Origin of the sequence: Veillonella tobetsuensis (genome assembly GCF_002959935.1) — a bacterium.
In the GTDB taxonomy this organism is placed as follows: Bacteria; Bacillota; Negativicutes; order Veillonellales; family Veillonellaceae; genus Veillonella; species Veillonella tobetsuensis.
This window is the reverse complement of record NZ_PPDF01000008.1, coordinates 165,184-183,236: the sequence shown is the minus strand read 5'-3', so window position 1 is coordinate 183,236 and position 18,053 is coordinate 165,184. Positions and strand designations below refer to the sequence as shown.

Genomic DNA, 18,053 nt, shown 5'->3' with positions numbered 1-18,053 from the left:
TGTGATATATATAATGAATAGAAAACAAATAGAAGTTGTTGCGGCTATAATTCAAAAGGGAAATACTATATTAGCTACTCAAAGAGGGTATGGTGATCTAAAAGATGGCTGGGAATTTCCTGGTGGTAAAGTAGAAGTCGGTGAGGCTCATGCTGAAGCTTTAATACGGGAAATAAAAGAAGAATTAGAAGCAGATATTGATGTAGGTAAGAAATTAATTACAGTACAATATAATGGCTATGAAAAGTTTGATCTTACAATGCATTGCTATTTATGTACATTAAAAGTCGATTCCAATGTTACCTTAGTTGAGCATGAAGCTGCTAAATGGTTAACTAAGGCAGAACTATACACTGTAGATTGGTTGCCAGCTGATATTGATGCTGTAGATGCTTTATATAAACTTTTATAACTGAGATTAATTGTATATACTCGTCCCCTCGTATATAATGGTATTAACAGATTTGTATTTTTCGATATAATCACATGAAAGGAGTCATTATGTCTAATTTCATTACTCCTAACGAATTATTACCTATCATGGATGAGGTTATCATCCTCGATGCAAGAGGCTTTCAAGATTATGAACGAGGGCATATTACGGGTTCTTTCCCCGTGGATATAACTAAGGATTTAACGGGGCCTATCGGTGAGCATGGTGGTCGCCATCCATTGCCAGATATGGACCAGTTGGCTAGAACCTTAGAAGCATTTGGCGTTAATGAGCATGCTAAGGTTGTTGTGTATGATTCTTGGCTATTCTTGGCTGGACGTCTTTGGTGGACCTTACGTTATCTAGGGCTTACAGATGTACGAGTTTTATCCGGTGGTATTGAAAGATGGGTTAAGGAAGGTCATCTGCTAACTAAAGATCCTACACCATTGCCTGTGGAAACGACAACTTTCAACTATACATTGCAAACACATATGACTATGAGTCGTGACGAGGTGTTGGATGCGAGCCAATCCGGTTCTCATGTTATTGTTGATGCTCGTGCGCCTGAACGCTATGATGGATCTGTAATAGATGTAATGGACGGCATGACCGGACATATACCAGGTGCTATTAATCATTTTTATGAAAGTGGTTATACCGCTGAAGGACCACGACCTATTAAGGATTTAGAAATTGAATTCGAGAAGGAGCTTCATCAGCAAAAGCCTATAGTTAGCTATTGTGGTTCTGGTGTTACCGCTTGTAACACCATGCTCGTTATGAGTGAGGTTGGTCTTGCATCTGCCTTATATGTGGGCAGTTCCAGTGATTGGGTAACCTACGATGATTTCCCAATTCAAACGGGGGTTGAAACGCTATGAGAATGTTGAACCATATATTATCTGTCATTGCTTTTGCGTATTTATGTTACCATCTGTACACCTATGGTCCCGGATTGTTTAATGTAACCGTTATGGTTATTTTCCTGTTATCCGTTGTGGCGAATTATTTTAGATATCGCAAGGAAAATGAGCTGAAAGCCAATGAAGCGGCTCGCCAAGCCCGTGCCCAAGCTAAGAATGATCGAAAACATAAACGTGCTCGTGAAAGCTAACTTTCATAAAAATAATAATGTTTATATACCTAATAAGGAGTATTTATGAAATTAATATCTTGGAATGTAAATGGATTACGTGCAGCCGTAACAAAAGGCTTTATGGACTCCTTTAATGAATTAGATGCAGATATTTTCTGCTTACAAGAAACCAAATTACAACCTCATCAAATCGAATTAGAATTACCGGGCTATGAACAATTTTGGAATAGTGCCGTAAAAAAAGGCTATAGTGGAACGGCTGTGTTCACGCGTATTAAACCAATTTCTGTAACGAATGGTATTGGCATTGAAGAGCATGATCAAGAGGGCCGCGTTATTACTGCTGAATACGATAATTTCTATCTCGTTTGCTGCTATACGCCTAATAGCCAACGTGAATTAGCGCGTCTTGAGTATCGTATGTCCTGGGAAGATGCTTTCCGCGAATATCTATTAGAATTAGATAAAAAGAAACCTGTTATTCTTTGCGGTGACCTCAACGTAGCACATAATGAAATCGACTTGAAGAACCCTAAAACAAATCGGAAAAACGCTGGCTTCTCCGATGAAGAACGGGCTAAGATGACAGAATTATTAGAGTCTGGTTTTACCGACACATTCCGCTATCTCTATCCTGATGCGGTCGATGAATATAGCTGGTGGTCCTACATGGGAAAAGCCCGCGATAGAAACGTAGGATGGAGAATTGACTACTTTATTACATCTAAACGCTTAGATGATAAGATTAAAGAGGCTAAAATCCATCAACAAGTATTTGGCAGCGATCATTGTCCAGTAGAACTCGATATTGAATTATAATATGTGACATAGTGAAAGTATAATTTCATAGATGTTTAAATTAACTAACAAAGCCTCATCTGCGGATGAGGCTTTCATAAGGAGGAACGATGGCACAAAAGCAAAAAGCCGTTGTATTATTTAGCGGCGGCGTAGATAGCACAACATGTTTGGCGCTCGCTATTGAGCGATTTGGCAAAGAAAATGTGGTGCCCTTATCCATACAATACGGCCAAAAACATAGCAAGGAATTAGAGGCTGCAGCAAACGTATTAGCATACTACGGCATAGAAGGCAAAACAATGGATGTAACAAAACTATTCGCCTTTAGTAACTCGTCTTTGTTAACGCAGTCTACAGAAGACGTTCCTACAGGCTCGTATAAAGAACAACAAGACGAACTCGGCGAAGGGCCTGTTAGCACCTATGTGCCCTTTAGAAACGGGCTATTCCTATCTGCAGCAGTATCCTTAGCCTTATCCCTCGATTGTGGCTATATCTATTATGGCGCCCATGCCGATGATGCAGCTGTCAATGCGTATCCAGATTGTACAGAAGTATTCTACACATCCATGGGCAATGCCATCTTTGAAGGATCTGGTAAGGAGTGCTCCCTAGAGGCTCCATTTATTAACCGCAACAAAGCCGACGTAGTCCGCGAAGGCTTGCGCCTAGGCGTGCCATACCAACTTACCTGGTCCTGCTACGAAGGCGGCGACCATCCATGCGGCCATTGCGGCACCTGCATCGACCGCCAAGAAGCCTTCCGTGCCAACGGTATAAAAGACCCTGCAAATTAGTCGCTCGCCATTTGGCGGACCAATGTTAGCATAACGTAAAGAATGCAATTGAGCATATACCATTATGCAGTAGAATTGATTGCTTTCGCAGAGCGACTTTAGTAGGTCAAGGCCCTCATCCGAAAACTCGTCAAATTAGATGTTCGCCGTTTGGTGGGCGGATGTTAGCATAACGTAAAGAATGCAATTGAGCATAAACCGTTATGCAGTAGAATTGATTGCTTTCGCAGAGCGACTTTAGTAGGTCGAGGCCCTCGGCCGAAGACCGTTAAGCTAGCTGGAGTGGGTGCGAAAGCAATCAATTCTATCAGGCAAAGAGTACATTGCCGTAATTCATAAAGTATGCTAATATAATTGTACCGCCAAACGGCGAACAACTACATAAGACAGTTTGAAACCATCCTGTCTCTAAACAAAACTACGGAAAACATAAGCACATTCAAGCATGGTAGTTTTGCCATGCTTTTTTTATTGAAAAGGAGGTGAGTGCATGATTTCTACACGAAAGTTAACGATTTCTGCTATGGTAGTAGCATTGTATATTGTTCTTATTTATATTACTCAAGGTATTTCCTTTGGGGCGTACCAAATTCGTATAGCCACATCTTTATATGCACTTGCTTATGCCTTTCCGTTCTTAATCGTTCCTATGGGCATAGGTAACCTTATTTCTAACTTTTTATTCGGCGGACTTGGTATCCTTGATATGATAGGCGGCTTTGGTGTCGGTATATTGACGACGGGAATCATCGTATTGATGCGTCGCGCTGGACTTAGCGCATGGTGGGCGATGATTCCAATCATCTTGGTACCAGCTCTATGCGTACCATTATGGCTTAGCCCACTTATTGGTGTGCCGTATTGGGCATTGGTAATCAATTTATTGATTGGTCAAACGATTCCTGGCGTAGTAGGGGCCACTTTGGTGAAAGCTCTCGTATCTCGTCGCACAATGGTTGCTTTGATGGGCTCTATTAAATAATTACATAATATGTAACTGAAAAGGACTGACTTTCAAATGAAAGCCAGTCCTTTTCGTTATATGAAATTTTGGGAGAAAAACCTTAGCAATTGTAGCCGCGAAGAGTAGTTTCGATGACAAGTCTTTCAAGGGCTACCATATATGCAGCTAAGCGAGGCGCAACATTGTATTTTTGTTGCATTTGCCATACTGCTTCAAAGCTGTTTTGCATATTCTTAGTGAGGCGTTCATTAACCTCTTCAAGGGACCAGTAGAATCCTGCCTTGTTTTGTACCCATTCATAGTAGGATACAACTACACCACCACCATTGGCAAGTACGTCAGGAATGATATCGATGCCTTTTTCGAAGAAGTATTTGTCTGCATCATTTGTCGTAGGGCCATTAGCACCTTCTAAGATAATCTTAGCTCGTACATTTTCCATGTTGTCCTTGTTGAGTTGGTTTTCAAGAGCTGCAAGATAGAGGATATCTACATCTTGTGCCAATAATTCTTGACCAGAAATAGTTGTCATTCCTGGTTCGGAGTAACCTACTAAGGAACGACCATGAGAGTTAGCGTATTCATATGCTTTTTCTACATCAAGACCATTCGGATTGTAAAGGTTAACAGCTACGTCACCAATTGCGACAACCTTAGCACCTGCTTCTGCGATAAGACGAGCACCTACGGAGCCTACATTACCGAAACCTTGAACCGCAACTGTCATATTTTTAATATCTAAGCCTTTTTTAGCTAAGTAGCATTGCAATGCGATGAGGCAACCACGACCAGTTGCTTCGTTACGACCTAGGGAGCCACCTACTTCGATAGGTTTACCTGTAACGATGCCAGGGCTCCATTCACCTTTTAATGTGCTGTATTCATCAGCAATCCAGCTCATGATTTGTGCATTAGTATTTACATCTGGTGCAGGAACGTCTGTATTAACGCCGATGATAGGCGCAATGCGACGAACGAAGTTACGTGTTAAGCGTTCTAATTCGCGAGGGTTCAATGTTTTAGGATCAACCTTGATACCGCCTTTACCACCACCATAAGGGATATTGGCAATAGCATTTTTGATTGTCATCCAAGCAGCTAATGCACGTACTTCGTTTTCATCAGAATCTGGATGGAAACGAAGACCGCCTTTCGCACTACCACGCAATGTGGAGTGCTGGCAACGATAACCTTCATATACGCGAACTTCGCCATTGTCTAATTGTAATGGAACAGCCACCTTGAGTTCCCTCTCTGGATGGCGCAATACTTCGTAATCATTTCTTGTGTAGCCAAGTCTTTCAGCAGCTACATCAAGTGTGTTTAACATGTTTTCGTATGGATTATAATTTTGCATATAAGTTCCTCCTGAGATTTCAGAATTGAATTGATGGTTTAAAAGTCTTGCTACTTACTATATTCGACATTGGCTATCGAATAACCTACATGAAATAAGAACTATATTCTATAGTTAAATAGTTTCAAAATAAAAGAGGACGATGAAAAACGTTTTCATCATCCTCATGAAATCAATAAATTTTATTTTTCTACTGTATCTTCTATAGGTGTAGCCGGTACAGAGGAGTCTGTAGTTTGACCGTCACCCCACCATACAATACCATAGGTATGATTTAGGACAGAACGGTTGAACACTGGTGTTTCGATACCAGCTTTACGTTGCTTAATGTAATCGTCGAGTGCAAGACCTGCTGTGCGGCCCATGCGTACGATGGAGCTAACATTTGTGAGCACTAAGAATGCCATGAACAAATCGGCTAGGTTCCACACGAGGTCGAGGGATGCGATAGAGCCAACAAATGTCATAAGAATTACGCCAATACGGAATAAATGGAGACAATATTTTTTGTCAGTTAAGTGGCTGATATTGATTTCCCCATAATAATAGTTACCGATAAGGGAACTAAAGGAGAACATAACGATGAAAATAGCTACTGCTGCAGGCGCCCAAGAGCCTAATTGTTCTGCTAGGTTATGTTGTACAAGGGCTACACCTGTAAGGCCCGTTGTGCTATAGTCGCCTACTATGAGAACGATAAAAGCAGACGCAGTACAGATGATAAATGTATCAAGGAATACACCAAAGGCTTGAACAAGTCCTTGTTCAACTGGGTGATTAACAGCTGCTGTGGCTGCTGCATTTGGTACAGAACCTTCACCGGCTTCGTTGGAGAAGAGGCCACGTTTGATACCGTTCATGATGGTTGCACCCAAGAGACCACCGCCTGCTGCAGTTGGATCAAAGGCAGATGTAATGATTGTATAGATTACATGTGGGAAGTGCTCAATGTTCATGAGGACTACAAATAATGCGGTAGCAATATAAAGCACAGCCATGATTGGAACGATAACTTCAGATGCTTTAGCAACGCGATGGATACCACCGAAGATAATAATACCTACAAGAGCAGCTACAACGGCACCTGTGTAGGATACATCAAAATTAAAGATTTGAAGAGACGCAGCTAATGTATTAGCTTGTACAGAGTTGTAAATCCAGCCATATGTAATACTAATCAAAATAGCAAATAAAACAGCTAACGATTTGTTGTTAAGACCGTAGCGGATGTAGTACGCAGGGCCGCCATAGAAACCGCCTTTAGCAACTGGTTCCTTGTAGATTTGAGCTAGTGTACTTTCAATAAAACCAGTAGCGGAACCGATGAAGGCAATCACCCACATCCAAAAGATAGCGCCAGGGCCGCCAAGTACAACGGCAATAGCGATACCTGCGATATTACCTACACCTACGCGGGATGCGGTACTAACACAGAATGCTTGGAAGGAAGAAACGTGGTTCTTTTCTGTTTTTGAACCTGCACCCGATGCAACGAGGCGCACCATTTCCTTGAACATACGGACTTGTACGGCGCCAGTAGTCATGGTAAAGAATAGACCTGCACCGATGAGAATGAAGATGATTAAGTAGTTCCACAGATAGGTATTGACTGTGGAGACTGCATTATTAAGTAGGGTTTCCATAAAACTCACCTTTCGCTAAATAAAATCATAAAATGTGTATCTATTGTATCAGAAAATGAGGGAAAGTTCTATAGAATATAATAAAACCGCATATATGGTAGAAAATTAGCACCATGCATGCGGTTTATATATTAATCTATTCGTATGTATTGGAATAGGTTATAGATCAGTGTCGAAGGATTCAGCATTCTCCATACCTTGTAATAGGGTTTGCTCGGAATGTTCCATATGAATTTGTGCGAGCTTACGGGCTTGCACTGCATTATGAGCTGCAATCGCTTCTACTAATTGACGATGTTCCTCCCAAGTTTTACGCAAGCGTCCTGGTTGATTCATGGAAAAACTGCGGAAGCGATAGGTTTGTTCACGTAAATTATGGACGATATCTGCTAGACGTTCGTTACGGGATGCTTTGTAGAGCACTTCATGGAATGCCACATCAGCGGCCACTACGCTTTCCATATCTTTGTTTTCCATGTAATCGCCAATTTCTACAAGCATGCGCTCCAAAGTTTCAATTTCTTCGCTCGTAATGCGCTCTGCTGCAAGACCTGCTGCTAATTCTTCAAGGGCTGAACGAATTTCAAATACTTGAGTAATATCTTTTAATGAAATATTGGCTACATAGGTACCACGGCGTGGAACCATAACGACAAATCCCTCCAACTCGAGCTTGCGAATAGCTTCGCGAATCGGTGTACGACTAACACCGAGTTCTTCGGCAAGGGGGATTTCCATCAAACGCTCACCAGGTTTGAGGGTACCATCTTGAATGGCTTGGCGTAGTGTTTCGCTTACCACTTCGCTCAATGGCTTATATGCATCTAAGCGTATAGGTTGTAATCGTTTTGTCATTGAACATCCTCCTGTGTGCATGTTTTGGTGATGAGTGAAAGCCAATTATGGCCGGCGTTTTTAATTTCCTCTTGTAAGGCTAATGCTTGAGTTGCCTTATCTAATAAAACGACCATAGTTGGACCGCTGCCGGTCATGATAGTAGGGTACCCACGACTTGTGAAGAATTCTTTACATGAAATGAGTTCTTCGTGATCAGGGAATAGCAACTCTTCGAAGGTATTGGCACTACTCGTAAAAGCAGCATATAAATCATTATTTTTTAAGTGTGATAATACAGTTGTAATTGTGTCAGACGATGCTTTTGATTGTCCCTTGTAATGTCCATAGGCGGCCGCAGTAGATACGGATACTTCTGGCTTAACAAGTAATAACCAATGAGGTTCTGGGGATGAATGATACATAAGTTTTTCGCCGCGCCCTGTGCCGCGAGCAGTACCACCTTTTAATAGAAATGGTACATCTGAACCTAGTTTAGCACCTAGTGTCATCAGTTCATCTGTTGTAAGGCGTAAATCCCAAAATTTGTTGAGCCCTAATAACATAGCTGCTGCATCGGCACTGCCACCGCCAAGACCTGCTGCGGCAGGTACGCGCTTTAGCAAATGGATGGCGGCACCAGCCTTACATCCTGTATAGGCTTGAAGCTCACGCAATGCCTTTAGTGCCAAGTTGCGTTCGTCATAGGGAATGAGGTCTTGAATGTATTGTGGTAGCTCAGGTGCTATACCGGAGAATACGACGGAATGATGTTTTGCAAAATAGATGGAATCCGCGAGTCGGATGGACTGGAAAATACTGTCGATATTGTGGTAGCCATCATCGCGTTTACCTGTAATAGCAAGGCCGATATTGATTTTGCTAAAACCCAGTTGTTCGATACTTTTTGACATAAAATCCTCGATGTTTTACATGATATCGTACGAATCTATGTAGAGGTCGTACATATGATGAAAAGTGATTGAAAATATACATTAAGTAGTTTATGATGAAATTGTATATGTATGTAAATATACCGCGTTTTTGCTGTATATCTAATTAGTTAATTATAAAATATTTATAGTGAAATAGCAATTTAGGGAGGCCTATATGTGGTCTAAATATAAAGATACTCTATACCAATGTGTAATGGTTGCTGTTGGCTGTGCTATCTTTGGTGCCGGTCTGGATGCTTTTGTGCTACCTCATAAATTGGTTAGTACTGGTATTAGTGGGATTGGACTTATCCTTTATTATCTTACCGGTTTATCTGTTGGTACGTGGAACGTAGTTTTGAACATACCGATTTTCTGGGCCGCTTGGCATTGGCTAGGTAAGAAGGTCATTATCAATACATTATATGGCACGGTTATGTTGTCATGGATGGTCGATGCCTTTGACTTTCTTCAATATGATATGGTCATATCTGATCCTTTACTGAGTTCTATGATGGCTGGTGTTACTACTGGGGTTGGCCTTGGAATTGTTTATCGAGTTGGCGGTAATACGGGGGGGCTTGATCCAATAGCCCTTATTGTACGAAAATATTACGGCCTTCAAATGGGGTCTATCAATAGTGCTATTAATGGTATCATTTTAGCTGCCGCTATTTGGGTTGTTGGTTTTGAAGCTGTAGCGGTAACACTGGTATCGCTTTATGTGTATACGATTATTACTAATAAGGTCGTTATTGGCTTTAATCAACGAAAGGTAGCTTTCATCATTACTTACAGAACTTATGACGTATGTAATGCAGTTATCAGTAAGGTGGGTCGCGGCGCTACGATTATTAATGGCATTGGTGCGTATACAAGAACGCCGAAGCAAATCGTTATGGTAGCTGTTAATTTACTACAGGTTAATAAATTGAAAGAAGCTATCGAAGAGGTCGATAATGAGGCTTTCATTCTCATCACAGATGCGCAAGAGGTTATTGGCAAAGGGTTTACTACACCGATAGTACCGACGTCTATAGAAAATCTTGTTAAAGAATGTGAGGAGAATGCTAATTATATAGAAGGAAAAGATAAGAATTAATCTAAGGAGGCTAGTATGGCTCATGCATTAGCAGGAACTCCTGTTCGTGAACAAGATATTATAGATATTCAAACGATTGTAGATGCCTATTTTGACAATGTTCCAGATATGACAAATCCCACACAGTTAGTGTCCTTTGGTACGTCTGGGCATCGTGGTACATCCGTGGATGGTACATTTACGGATCTTCATGTGGCGGCTATAACACAAGCTATTTGCGATGGCCGTAAGCAATTTGGTGCTACGGGACCTGTGTTTGTAGGACAAGATACACATGCTTTGTCGCAACCCGCGCTTGTAACCGTACTTGAGGTGTTAGCGGGTAATGGTGTGACAGCTATGGTTGATTGTGACATGGATTTTGTACCTACACCATCGGTGTCGCGCGCTATTATTCGCTATAATATACAACATGATGTTAAGGCGGATGGCATTATTATTACACCATCTCATAATCCTCCCGATAATGGGGGCATCAAATATAACACGATTATCGGCGGACCTGCTGATACGGTGGTTACAAAATGGATTGAAATGCGTGCGAATGAGTATTTGACTGCTTATTGTGAAAGTGAAAATTTCAAGCGCATTAGCGTAGATAATATTGAACCTACGGCTCAAGTTCCGTATGACTATAAAGGTCTTTATGTAGAGGAGTTGAGCGAAGTCATTAATATGGAGGCCATTAAAGCGGCTGGTCCTAAGACCTTAGTTGATACATTAGGCGGTAGTGGGGCTTCGTATTGGAAGGCTATTAAGGAACGATATGGTCTTGATTTAACGATTATTCATGACGAATATGATCCAACCTTTAGTTTTATGACCTATGACCATGATGGTAAGGTGCGAATGGATTGCTCTTCTCCATATGTAATGGAGTCGGTTATTAATAGAATTGGCGATTTTGATTTAGCTGTTGGGAATGATCCGGACTATGATCGCTATGGCATTGTTATATCTAGTGGTTTAGTCTCCGCTAATTCATTTCTCACAATGGCAGCACGCTATTTATTTACGACGCGGGGCTGGAAAAATAAAGGCATTGGTAAAACTGTTGTATGTACTACGATGATAGACAAATGGGCTGCAGGTGTTGAAATTCCGGTTTTTGAAGTGCCTGTAGGCTTTAAATATTTCTCACAACTTTTATTTGATGGTGTCATTGGTATTGGTGGAGAAGAAAGTGCAGGGGCCTCTTTCTTGAAGAAGGATGGAACTGTATGGACCACTGATAAGGATGGTATCATTATGGCTTTGCTCAGCATGGAAATCATGGCTGTTATGGGGAAATCTGCATTGAAAATGGCAGATGATTTTGCTGAGAACTATGGGGAACCACGCTTCGGTCGTATCGATGCACCGTGTAAAAAAGAGCAAAAGCAAATTTTAAAACAATTGAGTGCAGAATTGATTACTGCCACATTCGTTGATGGAGATCCTATTACTGGTATTCGTACCACATCAATGTATAATAATATGCCAATTGATGGTGTCCGGGTTGAAACCGATAAAGGATGGTTTGTGGCAAGACCTTCAGGTACGGAAGATTTATACAAAATTTATGGTGAAAGCTATAAAGGCGATTTAGGTCTCGTTGCGTTGCTAACAGCTGGAGAAGAAATCGTTAATGCAGCCCTGAATGGAAAGATAGACTCTGAGTAAGTATTCTCATAAACTTTTCACGCTGTTATTGTGATATATATGATATAATATATTAATATAGTTTATAGAATGAATGGATTTCCATGTGCTTAGTTTGCATGGATTTACATTTGCATAGTTTGTAGTGAGTCAGAAAAGGTGATTTTATGAAATTAGTAGTTACCGTAGTGGGTGTAGACCGCGTAGGTATTATCGCAGGTGTTAGCACTGTATTAGCTGAACATAAAGTGAATATTTTATCTATTAATCAAACCATTCTAGACGGTTTATTTAATATGATTATGATGTGTGAGACTGAAACAGAAGAAGCGAAAGACTTAACATCAATTCAAGATGCTTTAACTCAACTAGGTAATACATTAGGCGTAGAAATTCGTGCACAACATGCTGATATCTTCCTTAGCATGCATCGCGTAGGATAAGGAGGCGCCCATGTTATCTATCGACAATATTCTTGAAACGAATCAGATGATTCACGACAACAAGCTCGATGTGCGGACCATTACAATGGGGATTAGCTTGTTAGAATGTGCATCTAGCTCTGGCAAAGAACTATGTGACCGCATTTATGATCGCATTACTAAAGAGGCAGAGCACTTGGTAAGGACCGGTGAAGATATTGAACGTGAGTTCGGCGTACCTATCATTAATAAACGTATTTCCGTTACACCAATTTCCTTGGTGGCCGGTGGTAGTGATTTGACATCTTATGTGCCAATCGCTGAGGCACTTGATCGTGCGGCTAAAACCGTAGGTGTTAACTTTATTGGTGGTTTTTCTGCTCTCGTTACAAAAGGTGCTACAAAGGCTGATCGCATTCTTATCGACTCTATCCCAGAAGCATTGGCAACTACAGATATCGTATGTAGTTCTGTAGGTGTTGGTTCCACTAAAACGGGCATCAATATGGATGCGGTTCGTGAAATGGGGATCATTGTTAAAAGAACGGCAGAATTGACAAAGGATAATGATGCGTTAGGTTGTGCTAAACTCGTTATTTTCTGTAACCCAGTAGAAGATAATCCGTTCATGGCAGGGGCTTTCTTTGGTGTAACAGAAGGTGATAGTGCTATTTCTGTTGGCGTATCTGGTCCTGGCGTAGTCAAACATGCTCTTGAAGCTGTTCGTGGCGAACCATTTGACGTAGTAGCGGAAACGATTAAACGTACTGCTTTTAAAATTACTCGTGTTGGTCAATTGGTGGCACAAGAGGCATCTCGTCGCCTTGGTAAACCATTTGGCATTATCGACTTGTCCTTGGCACCGACTCCTGCAGTTGGTGACTCCGTAGCTCATGTACTTGAAGAAATGGGGTTATCCTCTTGTGGTTGCCATGGTACTACGGCTGCATTAGCTCTTTTGAATGATGCGGTTAAAAAAGGCGGCCTTATGGCGTCTTCTCACGTAGGTGGTTTGAGTGGTGCTTTCATTCCTGTATCTGAAGATGCGGGTATGATTGATGCAGTAGCTTGTGGTAGTTTATCGCTTGATAAACTCGAGGCTATGACTTGTGTATGTTCCGTAGGTCTCGATATGATTGCTATTCCTGGTGATACAACAGCAGATACAATTTCTGCAATCATCGCTGATGAATCTGCAATTGGTATGATTAATAATAAAACGACAGCTGTACGTGTTATTCCAGTTCCTGGTAAAACTGTGGGCGAAGTTGTTGAATTTGGCGGTCTTTTAGGTTATGCGCCAATCATTGAAGTAAGCCCTTATAGTGCAGCTGAATTTATTGCTCGTGGTGGTCGTATCCCAGCACCTATTCGCAGCTTAACAAACTAAGTTGAAACCTCGAATTTAGTGAATTCGAGTTGTTGGAGGTGTACTTATGAGTGAGTATGTGCCTGATTATGTGTGGGCTTTTGTGTTGGCTCTCGTCATAACTTATGCACTTACCCCTTTGGTGAAACGCTTTGCGGTTGCCGTAGGGGCTATTGATAAACCTGATGCTCGTAAAGTGCATCAAGGGGCTATACCACGCCTTGGCGGGTTAGCGATTTTTCTTGGGTATATGGGGTCTGTATTATTCAATGATAGTATTCCTCATGACCATAAATTATTTGGGTTCGTGCTAGGTACCGTTATTTTGGTACTCGTTGGTATTTGGGATGATATCCGACAAATCGAACCAAAGACTAAGTTGATGGGGCAAATTATTGCGGCTGCTATTCTCGTGGCCTATGATATTCGCGTTGATTTTATCAATTTACCATGGGGTGGCGTTGTATATTTGAAATACTGGGCTATTCCATTGACGATTTTCTGGATTGTAGGATTTACGAATATCGTCAACCTTATCGATGGACTTGATGGATTAGCGGCGGGGATTTCTTTCATCGCTTGTATCGCAGTATGTGCTATGACATTGCAATTAGGTCAAATTGATTTAGCTTGTATTGCATTAGCATTAGCTGGTGCTACTGTAGGTTTCTTGCGTTATAATTTTAATCCCGCTAAAATATTTATGGGTGATACTGGTTCAATGCTATTAGGATATACCTTAGCTGCTATATCTGTGATGGGCGCTGTTAAGACAGCGGCTACTATAGCATTAGTAGTACCCGCTATTGTTCTTGGTTTACCAATACTAGATACATTGTTTGCTATCGTACGTCGTAAGATTAGTGGACGACCTATCTTTAAACCTGATAAAGGTCATGTGCATCATCGTTTATTAGCACAAGGTTTATCTCAAAAACAGGCTGTGCTTATGATGTATGCAGTTACAGCGCTCTTTGGCGGTGTTTCTGTTATCGTAGCCGAGGTTAATGCTTGGGTTGGTTTAGCTCTCGTCTTAGTGATTTTCTTATGTAGTATCTATGTGGCTCGTCGCTTAGGCGTTATTACGCACAGTGATGCGGCGGGGCACCCATTACCAAGCCCTACAATTGAACGTAGCGATTTAGATGAAACGATTTCCTTTGATCGCGAAGAATTGGCGAAAGTATTAGAACATTCAGAGGATGATTCTAAAAAAGAGTAACCACTGTAGGGGCGCTTAGCGCCCCTTTTTTATTAGACTCCGTGGAGGATGAGTAAATGTTAAAAGTAATGACAATCTTTGGTACTAGACCAGAGGCAATCAAAATGGCTCCTCTTGTAAAGGCCTTAGAGGCAGCACCTGATATGGAACCGATTGTAACTGTAACAGCACAACATCGGGATATGCTCGATCAAGTATTGCGCTTATTTGATATTACACCTGATTATGATTTGAATATCATGAGTCAAGGTCAAACTCTTTATGATGTAACCAATCGTGCATTGATGGGGTTGAAATCTGTTTTAGAAGAGGCTAAACCCGATGTAGTACTCGTTCATGGTGATACGACGACTACTTTCGCTGGTGCATTAGCATCTTTTTATCAAGAGATTCCTGTAGGTCATGTTGAAGCAGGTCTTCGTACAGGTGATATTTACTCTCCATTCCCAGAAGAAATGAACCGCAAGTTGACCGGTTCTTTGGCAACCTATCATTTTGCACCTACCGCTAGTTCTGAAGCGAATTTAAAACGAGAAAATATTAATACTGATCACCTTTATGTTACTGGTAATACTGTAATTGATGCACTAGATACAACGGTAAAAGATAATTATGTCTTTGATGATGCGGCTATTAATGCACTCGATCCAAATAAGCGTACAGTTCTTGTTACCACACATCGTCGTGAAAACCTTGGTGAACCTATGCGTCACGTATATCAAGCTATTCGCGATTTACTAAATGATTTTGTTGATATTCAAGTGGTATTTCCTGTGCATAAGAACCCTAAGGTACGTCAAGTGGTACAAGAGGAGCTAGGTGATGTTGATCGTGTAACATTAATTGATCCTTTAGACTATGAACCATTTGCAAATTTAATGGCTAAGTCTTACTTGATTTTAACTGATTCCGGTGGTATTCAAGAGGAAGCACCTGCTCTTGGCAAACCAGTTCTCGTATTGCGTGATACTACAGAGCGCCCAGAAGCTGTTGATGCGGGCACAGTTCGTCTTGTGGGTACCAATAAAGATGCCGTGTATAAGGCTGCATATGAGCTGTTACATGACGAAGAGGCATATAAAACGATGTCTAATTCCGTCAATCCATATGGTGATGGCAAGGCATCTGAACGGATTTTACAAGCTTTGCGTCATGAATTCTTGGGCGATGCTAATCGACCAGATCGATTTGGTAAATAATATGGACAAGGATATGGTGAAAGCTCTGGCGATGGCTACATCGGCAGGGCTGACCCTTCTATTTTGTATCGGTGGATTTATCTGGATAGGATATAAACTGGATACATGGATGGATACTATGCCATTATGCATGGTTATTCTTGGTTTAATCGGTGCTGTAACAGGCTTTTATATGTTATATAAACAGGTTAAATAGTGAGGTATTTATGAATCAATACATTAAATTCATACGTCATGTACTATGGGCCTGTTTTTTTGTTACCTTTTTAGGCCTACTTATCCAATATGTAGTTGGATGGAATCAGTACGTGCTCGGTTGGTTATGGGGCATGTTGACTATGATGGTTTATTTAGTACTGTTAGGTCTACATAATAAAGGGCTAGCATATGGCAATCCACACCAGGCTGTAGCTAAAGCACGACGTCAAATGATGTGGCGATTGGCTCTGATTGGCGCCTTCGTAGTTATAGGATTGCAAATACCTGGTGTACGAGCTGAAAGTTTATTGATTTCAGTTGTACTTATACAGCCTGTATTGTATATCGTGTTTTGGCGATTAAGTAAGTAATAAAATTTATTGCATTGGGCGATAGGACTAAATCGCATGAAATAAGGATTAATTACATTCCTATTATGAATTTTAAATTCATAAAATGCATTTTTAATATGTAAATCACGAATTGTTTACTCCAGAAGTGTTGATTATATAACTATAAAGAGGTATGATAATACATAGATATATATTATAGGGATATATATAAAATTTATATTGCTACGTGAGAAAGGGGTTGAGTCTGTGGAACTGCATGCAGGTCACCATCAAGTAGTACAGTGGTTGGGGTTATCGTTTAATATCGATACTTTAATTGCCACATGGATTACGATGGCGATCGTCATCATCATTTCCATGCTTGCTACGCGAAATCGAGTATTAGTGCCTTCGGGTGTTCAAAATGTAGTGGAGACTATATTGGAAGCATTAGAAGGTCAATTATCGCCAACGCTTGGTAAACACTGGCCGATGGTGAGTTCATTGTTATTCACATTCTTTTTATTTATCTTTGTTGGTAATGAGCTTGGGTTATTGCCAACGCTACATGCTGTTACTTCGCCTACGGCGGATATTAATACAACAGCAGCACTCGCATTGTGTAGTAGCTTTATAGTCTGGGGAATGGGAATTAAAATTAAGGGCCTATCTTATTTTAATCATTTTTTACAGCCTTATAAGGCTATGCTAGTTCTAAATATTTTTGAAGAAATAGCAAAACCTATCACATTAGCTTTCCGTCTATTTGGTAATATTGTGGCCGGCGAAATTTTATTGGAAATTCTTTATAATTTGCCTTGGTTCGTACCGGTACCATGGATTTGGATTGCTTTTAGTTTGTTTATTGGTATTATTCAAGCTTTTATTTTTACAGTTCTAACAGCCAACTATTTAGGCATGGCATTAAGTGAAGAACACTAATTTTAATGGAGGATTTATTATGGAAGTTCAAGGTTTATTCGCATTAGCTGCGGCAATCGCAGTAGGTTGTGGTGCTATCGCGGCAGGTATTGGTGACGGCATGGTAGCTAGTAAAGTTATTGAAGGTATTACACGTCAACCTGAATTGCGCGGTCAATTAATGTCCACAATGTTCGTAGCTATCGGCTTAATCGAAGCTATGCCTATCATCGGCGTAGTAGTTGCTTTCATTTTATTGTTCAGATAATAGCGAGGAGGAACGACCTTGGTAGATTTAACGCTAGGGACAATTCTTGCTCAAATGCTAAACTTTTTTATATTAGTTTGGATTTTGGCCCGTTTTGCATATAAACCATTGGTTTCTATGATGCAAGAGCGTAAAGAACGCATTGCTAAGGATTTAGCAGATGCTCAAGCTGCTCGTAATGAAGCGGAACAATTCAAAGCTGATTATGCTGCGCAAATTGCAAATGCTCGCCAAGAGGCTCAACAAATCGTTGAAAAGGCGGTGCAACAAGCAGAAGCGACTACGCGTGAACAATTGGCAGCGGCTCGTGAACAAATTGAACGTGAAAAAGAACGAGCTCGTCAAGATATCGTAAACGAACGTGATCGTGCTATGAATAATTTGCGTAACGAAGTTATTTCCTTATCTGTTGCAATGGCGACTAAGGTTGTGGCAAAAGATATGGACAGCGAAACTAATACAAAATTAATTGAAGACGCTATTGCGAAACTTGATAGTAAAACGATAGGGTTGTGA

At 40.9% G+C, this 18,053-nt stretch carries 21 protein-coding genes; 17 read left to right on the top strand and 4 right to left on the bottom strand.

Annotated elements, in window-relative coordinates; genetic code table 11:
- Positions 1 to 13: 13 nt before the first annotated feature.
- From VTHSUH11_RS04050 to VTHSUH11_RS04025, 6 genes are all read left to right on the top strand, one after another.
- On the top strand, positions 14 to 412 hold the full coding sequence (locus tag VTHSUH11_RS04050; protein WP_105092715.1) for a (deoxy)nucleoside triphosphate pyrophosphohydrolase: 399 nt from the start codon (positions 14 to 16) through the stop codon (positions 410 to 412).
- Between the two features lie 89 nt (positions 413 to 501).
- Positions 502 to 1,317, top strand: coding sequence for a sulfurtransferase (locus VTHSUH11_RS04045; RefSeq protein WP_105092714.1), 816 nt, complete (start codon positions 502 to 504; stop codon positions 1,315 to 1,317).
- Complete coding sequence (locus VTHSUH11_RS04040; RefSeq protein ID WP_105092713.1) at positions 1,314 to 1,550, top strand: hypothetical protein; 237 nt, start codon at positions 1,314 to 1,316, stop codon at positions 1,548 to 1,550. The genes VTHSUH11_RS04045 and VTHSUH11_RS04040 overlap by 4 nt, the downstream gene beginning before the upstream one ends.
- 45 nt (positions 1,551 to 1,595) lie before the next feature.
- Positions 1,596 to 2,351: an exodeoxyribonuclease III gene (locus tag VTHSUH11_RS04035; protein WP_105092712.1), complete on the top strand. Its 756-nt coding sequence runs from the start codon at positions 1,596 to 1,598 to the stop codon at positions 2,349 to 2,351.
- Positions 2,352 to 2,440: 89 nt separating this feature from the next.
- On the top strand, positions 2,441 to 3,130 hold the full coding sequence (gene queC / locus VTHSUH11_RS04030; RefSeq protein ID WP_105092711.1) for a 7-cyano-7-deazaguanine synthase QueC: 690 nt from the start codon (positions 2,441 to 2,443) through the stop codon (positions 3,128 to 3,130).
- A gap of 490 nt (positions 3,131 to 3,620) precedes the next feature.
- A complete protein-coding gene (locus tag VTHSUH11_RS04025; protein ID WP_105092710.1) occupies positions 3,621 to 4,112 on the top strand; it encodes a QueT transporter family protein in 492 nt (163 codons plus the stop codon).
- Between the two features lie 82 nt (positions 4,113 to 4,194).
- On the opposite strand, the gene VTHSUH11_RS04020 is transcribed toward VTHSUH11_RS04025, so the two are convergent.
- From VTHSUH11_RS04020 to ispE, 4 genes are all read right to left on the bottom strand, one after another.
- Positions 4,195 to 5,451, bottom strand: coding sequence for a Glu/Leu/Phe/Val family dehydrogenase (locus VTHSUH11_RS04020; RefSeq protein WP_059364655.1), 1,257 nt, complete (start codon positions 5,449 to 5,451; stop codon positions 4,195 to 4,197).
- Positions 5,452 to 5,633: 182 nt separating this feature from the next.
- Entirely contained in the window at positions 5,634 to 7,094 is a 1,461-nt protein-coding gene (locus VTHSUH11_RS04015) for an alanine/glycine:cation symporter family protein (protein WP_105092709.1), read from the bottom strand.
- Between the two features lie 159 nt (positions 7,095 to 7,253).
- Positions 7,254 to 7,949: a GntR family transcriptional regulator gene (locus VTHSUH11_RS04010; protein WP_105092708.1), complete on the bottom strand. Its 696-nt coding sequence runs from the start codon at positions 7,947 to 7,949 to the stop codon at positions 7,254 to 7,256.
- Entirely contained in the window at positions 7,946 to 8,842 is an 897-nt protein-coding gene (gene ispE / locus VTHSUH11_RS04005; protein ID WP_059364650.1) for a 4-(cytidine 5'-diphospho)-2-C-methyl-D-erythritol kinase, read from the bottom strand. The genes VTHSUH11_RS04010 and ispE overlap by 4 nt, the downstream gene beginning before the upstream one ends.
- 196 nt (positions 8,843 to 9,038) lie before the next feature.
- On the opposite strand from ispE, the gene VTHSUH11_RS04000 reads away from it, so the two are divergent.
- The 11 genes from VTHSUH11_RS04000 to atpF all read left to right on the top strand — a co-directional run bounded on the left by VTHSUH11_RS04000 (position 9,039) and on the right by atpF (position 18,053).
- Positions 9,039 to 9,965, top strand: coding sequence for a YitT family protein (locus VTHSUH11_RS04000; RefSeq protein WP_105092707.1), 927 nt, complete (start codon positions 9,039 to 9,041; stop codon positions 9,963 to 9,965).
- 15 nt (positions 9,966 to 9,980) lie between these two features.
- On the top strand, positions 9,981 to 11,627 hold the full coding sequence (locus VTHSUH11_RS03995; RefSeq protein ID WP_105092706.1) for a phosphoglucomutase: 1,647 nt from the start codon (positions 9,981 to 9,983) through the stop codon (positions 11,625 to 11,627).
- Positions 11,628 to 11,773: 146 nt separating this feature from the next.
- Positions 11,774 to 12,049, top strand: coding sequence for an ACT domain-containing protein (locus VTHSUH11_RS03990; RefSeq protein ID WP_059364644.1), 276 nt, complete (start codon positions 11,774 to 11,776; stop codon positions 12,047 to 12,049).
- A 10-nt stretch (positions 12,050 to 12,059) separates the two neighbouring features.
- Positions 12,060 to 13,418 (top strand): PFL family protein, encoded by a 1,359-nt coding sequence (locus VTHSUH11_RS03985; RefSeq protein ID WP_105092705.1) that lies wholly within the window; start codon positions 12,060 to 12,062, stop codon positions 13,416 to 13,418.
- 46 nt (positions 13,419 to 13,464) lie between these two features.
- Complete coding sequence (locus VTHSUH11_RS03980; protein ID WP_105092704.1) at positions 13,465 to 14,619, top strand: glycosyltransferase family 4 protein; 1,155 nt, start codon at positions 13,465 to 13,467, stop codon at positions 14,617 to 14,619.
- Between the two features lie 56 nt (positions 14,620 to 14,675).
- Positions 14,676 to 15,818: a non-hydrolyzing UDP-N-acetylglucosamine 2-epimerase gene (wecB, locus tag VTHSUH11_RS03975; RefSeq protein ID WP_105092703.1), complete on the top strand. Its 1,143-nt coding sequence runs from the start codon at positions 14,676 to 14,678 to the stop codon at positions 15,816 to 15,818.
- Between the two features lies 1 nt (position 15,819).
- Positions 15,820 to 16,014 (top strand): AtpZ/AtpI family protein, encoded by a 195-nt coding sequence (locus tag VTHSUH11_RS03970; protein ID WP_038148240.1) that lies wholly within the window; start codon positions 15,820 to 15,822, stop codon positions 16,012 to 16,014.
- Between the two features lie 10 nt (positions 16,015 to 16,024).
- On the top strand, positions 16,025 to 16,387 hold the full coding sequence (locus VTHSUH11_RS03965) for a Tat pathway signal protein (RefSeq protein WP_105092702.1): 363 nt from the start codon (positions 16,025 to 16,027) through the stop codon (positions 16,385 to 16,387).
- Positions 16,388 to 16,615: 228 nt separating this feature from the next.
- Positions 16,616 to 17,290: a F0F1 ATP synthase subunit A gene (atpB, locus tag VTHSUH11_RS03960; protein WP_059364639.1), complete on the top strand. Its 675-nt coding sequence runs from the start codon at positions 16,616 to 16,618 to the stop codon at positions 17,288 to 17,290.
- A gap of 19 nt (positions 17,291 to 17,309) precedes the next feature.
- Positions 17,310 to 17,537: a F0F1 ATP synthase subunit C gene (gene atpE, locus VTHSUH11_RS03955; protein WP_005377043.1), complete on the top strand. Its 228-nt coding sequence runs from the start codon at positions 17,310 to 17,312 to the stop codon at positions 17,535 to 17,537.
- Positions 17,538 to 17,555: 18 nt separating this feature from the next.
- Positions 17,556 to 18,053 carry a F0F1 ATP synthase subunit B gene (atpF, locus tag VTHSUH11_RS03950; protein ID WP_005381595.1) on the top strand — a complete coding sequence of 166 codons (498 nt, stop codon included), beginning with the start codon at positions 17,556 to 17,558 and terminating at the stop codon, positions 18,051 to 18,053.

What these genes read in the sequence shown, in the direction of transcription:
- VTHSUH11_RS04050 (WP_105092715.1), top strand. Translation starts at nt 14, where the DNA reads ATGAATAGAAAACAAATAGAAGTTGTTGCGGCTATAATTCAAAAGGGA.
- VTHSUH11_RS04045 (WP_105092714.1), top strand. Translation starts at nt 502, where the DNA reads ATGTCTAATTTCATTACTCCTAACGAATTATTACCTATCATGGATGAG.
- VTHSUH11_RS04040 (WP_105092713.1), top strand. Translation starts at nt 1,314, where the DNA reads ATGAGAATGTTGAACCATATATTATCTGTCATTGCTTTTGCGTATTTA.
- VTHSUH11_RS04035 (WP_105092712.1), top strand. Translation starts at nt 1,596, where the DNA reads ATGAAATTAATATCTTGGAATGTAAATGGATTACGTGCAGCCGTAACA.
- queC (WP_105092711.1), top strand. Translation starts at nt 2,441, where the DNA reads ATGGCACAAAAGCAAAAAGCCGTTGTATTATTTAGCGGCGGCGTAGAT.
- VTHSUH11_RS04025 (WP_105092710.1), top strand. Translation starts at nt 3,621, where the DNA reads ATGATTTCTACACGAAAGTTAACGATTTCTGCTATGGTAGTAGCATTG.
- VTHSUH11_RS04020 (WP_059364655.1), bottom strand. Translation starts at nt 5,451, where the DNA reads ATGCAAAATTATAATCCATACGAAAACATGTTAAACACACTTGATGTA.
- VTHSUH11_RS04015 (WP_105092709.1), bottom strand. Translation starts at nt 7,094, where the DNA reads ATGGAAACCCTACTTAATAATGCAGTCTCCACAGTCAATACCTATCTG.
- VTHSUH11_RS04010 (WP_105092708.1), bottom strand. Translation starts at nt 7,949, where the DNA reads ATGACAAAACGATTACAACCTATACGCTTAGATGCATATAAGCCATTG.
- ispE (WP_059364650.1), bottom strand. Translation starts at nt 8,842, where the DNA reads ATGTCAAAAAGTATCGAACAACTGGGTTTTAGCAAAATCAATATCGGC.
- VTHSUH11_RS04000 (WP_105092707.1), top strand. Translation starts at nt 9,039, where the DNA reads ATGTGGTCTAAATATAAAGATACTCTATACCAATGTGTAATGGTTGCT.
- VTHSUH11_RS03995 (WP_105092706.1), top strand. Translation starts at nt 9,981, where the DNA reads ATGGCTCATGCATTAGCAGGAACTCCTGTTCGTGAACAAGATATTATA.
- VTHSUH11_RS03990 (WP_059364644.1), top strand. Translation starts at nt 11,774, where the DNA reads ATGAAATTAGTAGTTACCGTAGTGGGTGTAGACCGCGTAGGTATTATC.
- VTHSUH11_RS03985 (WP_105092705.1), top strand. Translation starts at nt 12,060, where the DNA reads ATGTTATCTATCGACAATATTCTTGAAACGAATCAGATGATTCACGAC.
- VTHSUH11_RS03980 (WP_105092704.1), top strand. Translation starts at nt 13,465, where the DNA reads ATGAGTGAGTATGTGCCTGATTATGTGTGGGCTTTTGTGTTGGCTCTC.
- wecB (WP_105092703.1), top strand. Translation starts at nt 14,676, where the DNA reads ATGTTAAAAGTAATGACAATCTTTGGTACTAGACCAGAGGCAATCAAA.
- VTHSUH11_RS03970 (WP_038148240.1), top strand. Translation starts at nt 15,820, where the DNA reads ATGGACAAGGATATGGTGAAAGCTCTGGCGATGGCTACATCGGCAGGG.
- VTHSUH11_RS03965 (WP_105092702.1), top strand. Translation starts at nt 16,025, where the DNA reads ATGAATCAATACATTAAATTCATACGTCATGTACTATGGGCCTGTTTT.
- atpE (WP_005377043.1), top strand. Translation starts at nt 17,310, where the DNA reads ATGGAAGTTCAAGGTTTATTCGCATTAGCTGCGGCAATCGCAGTAGGT.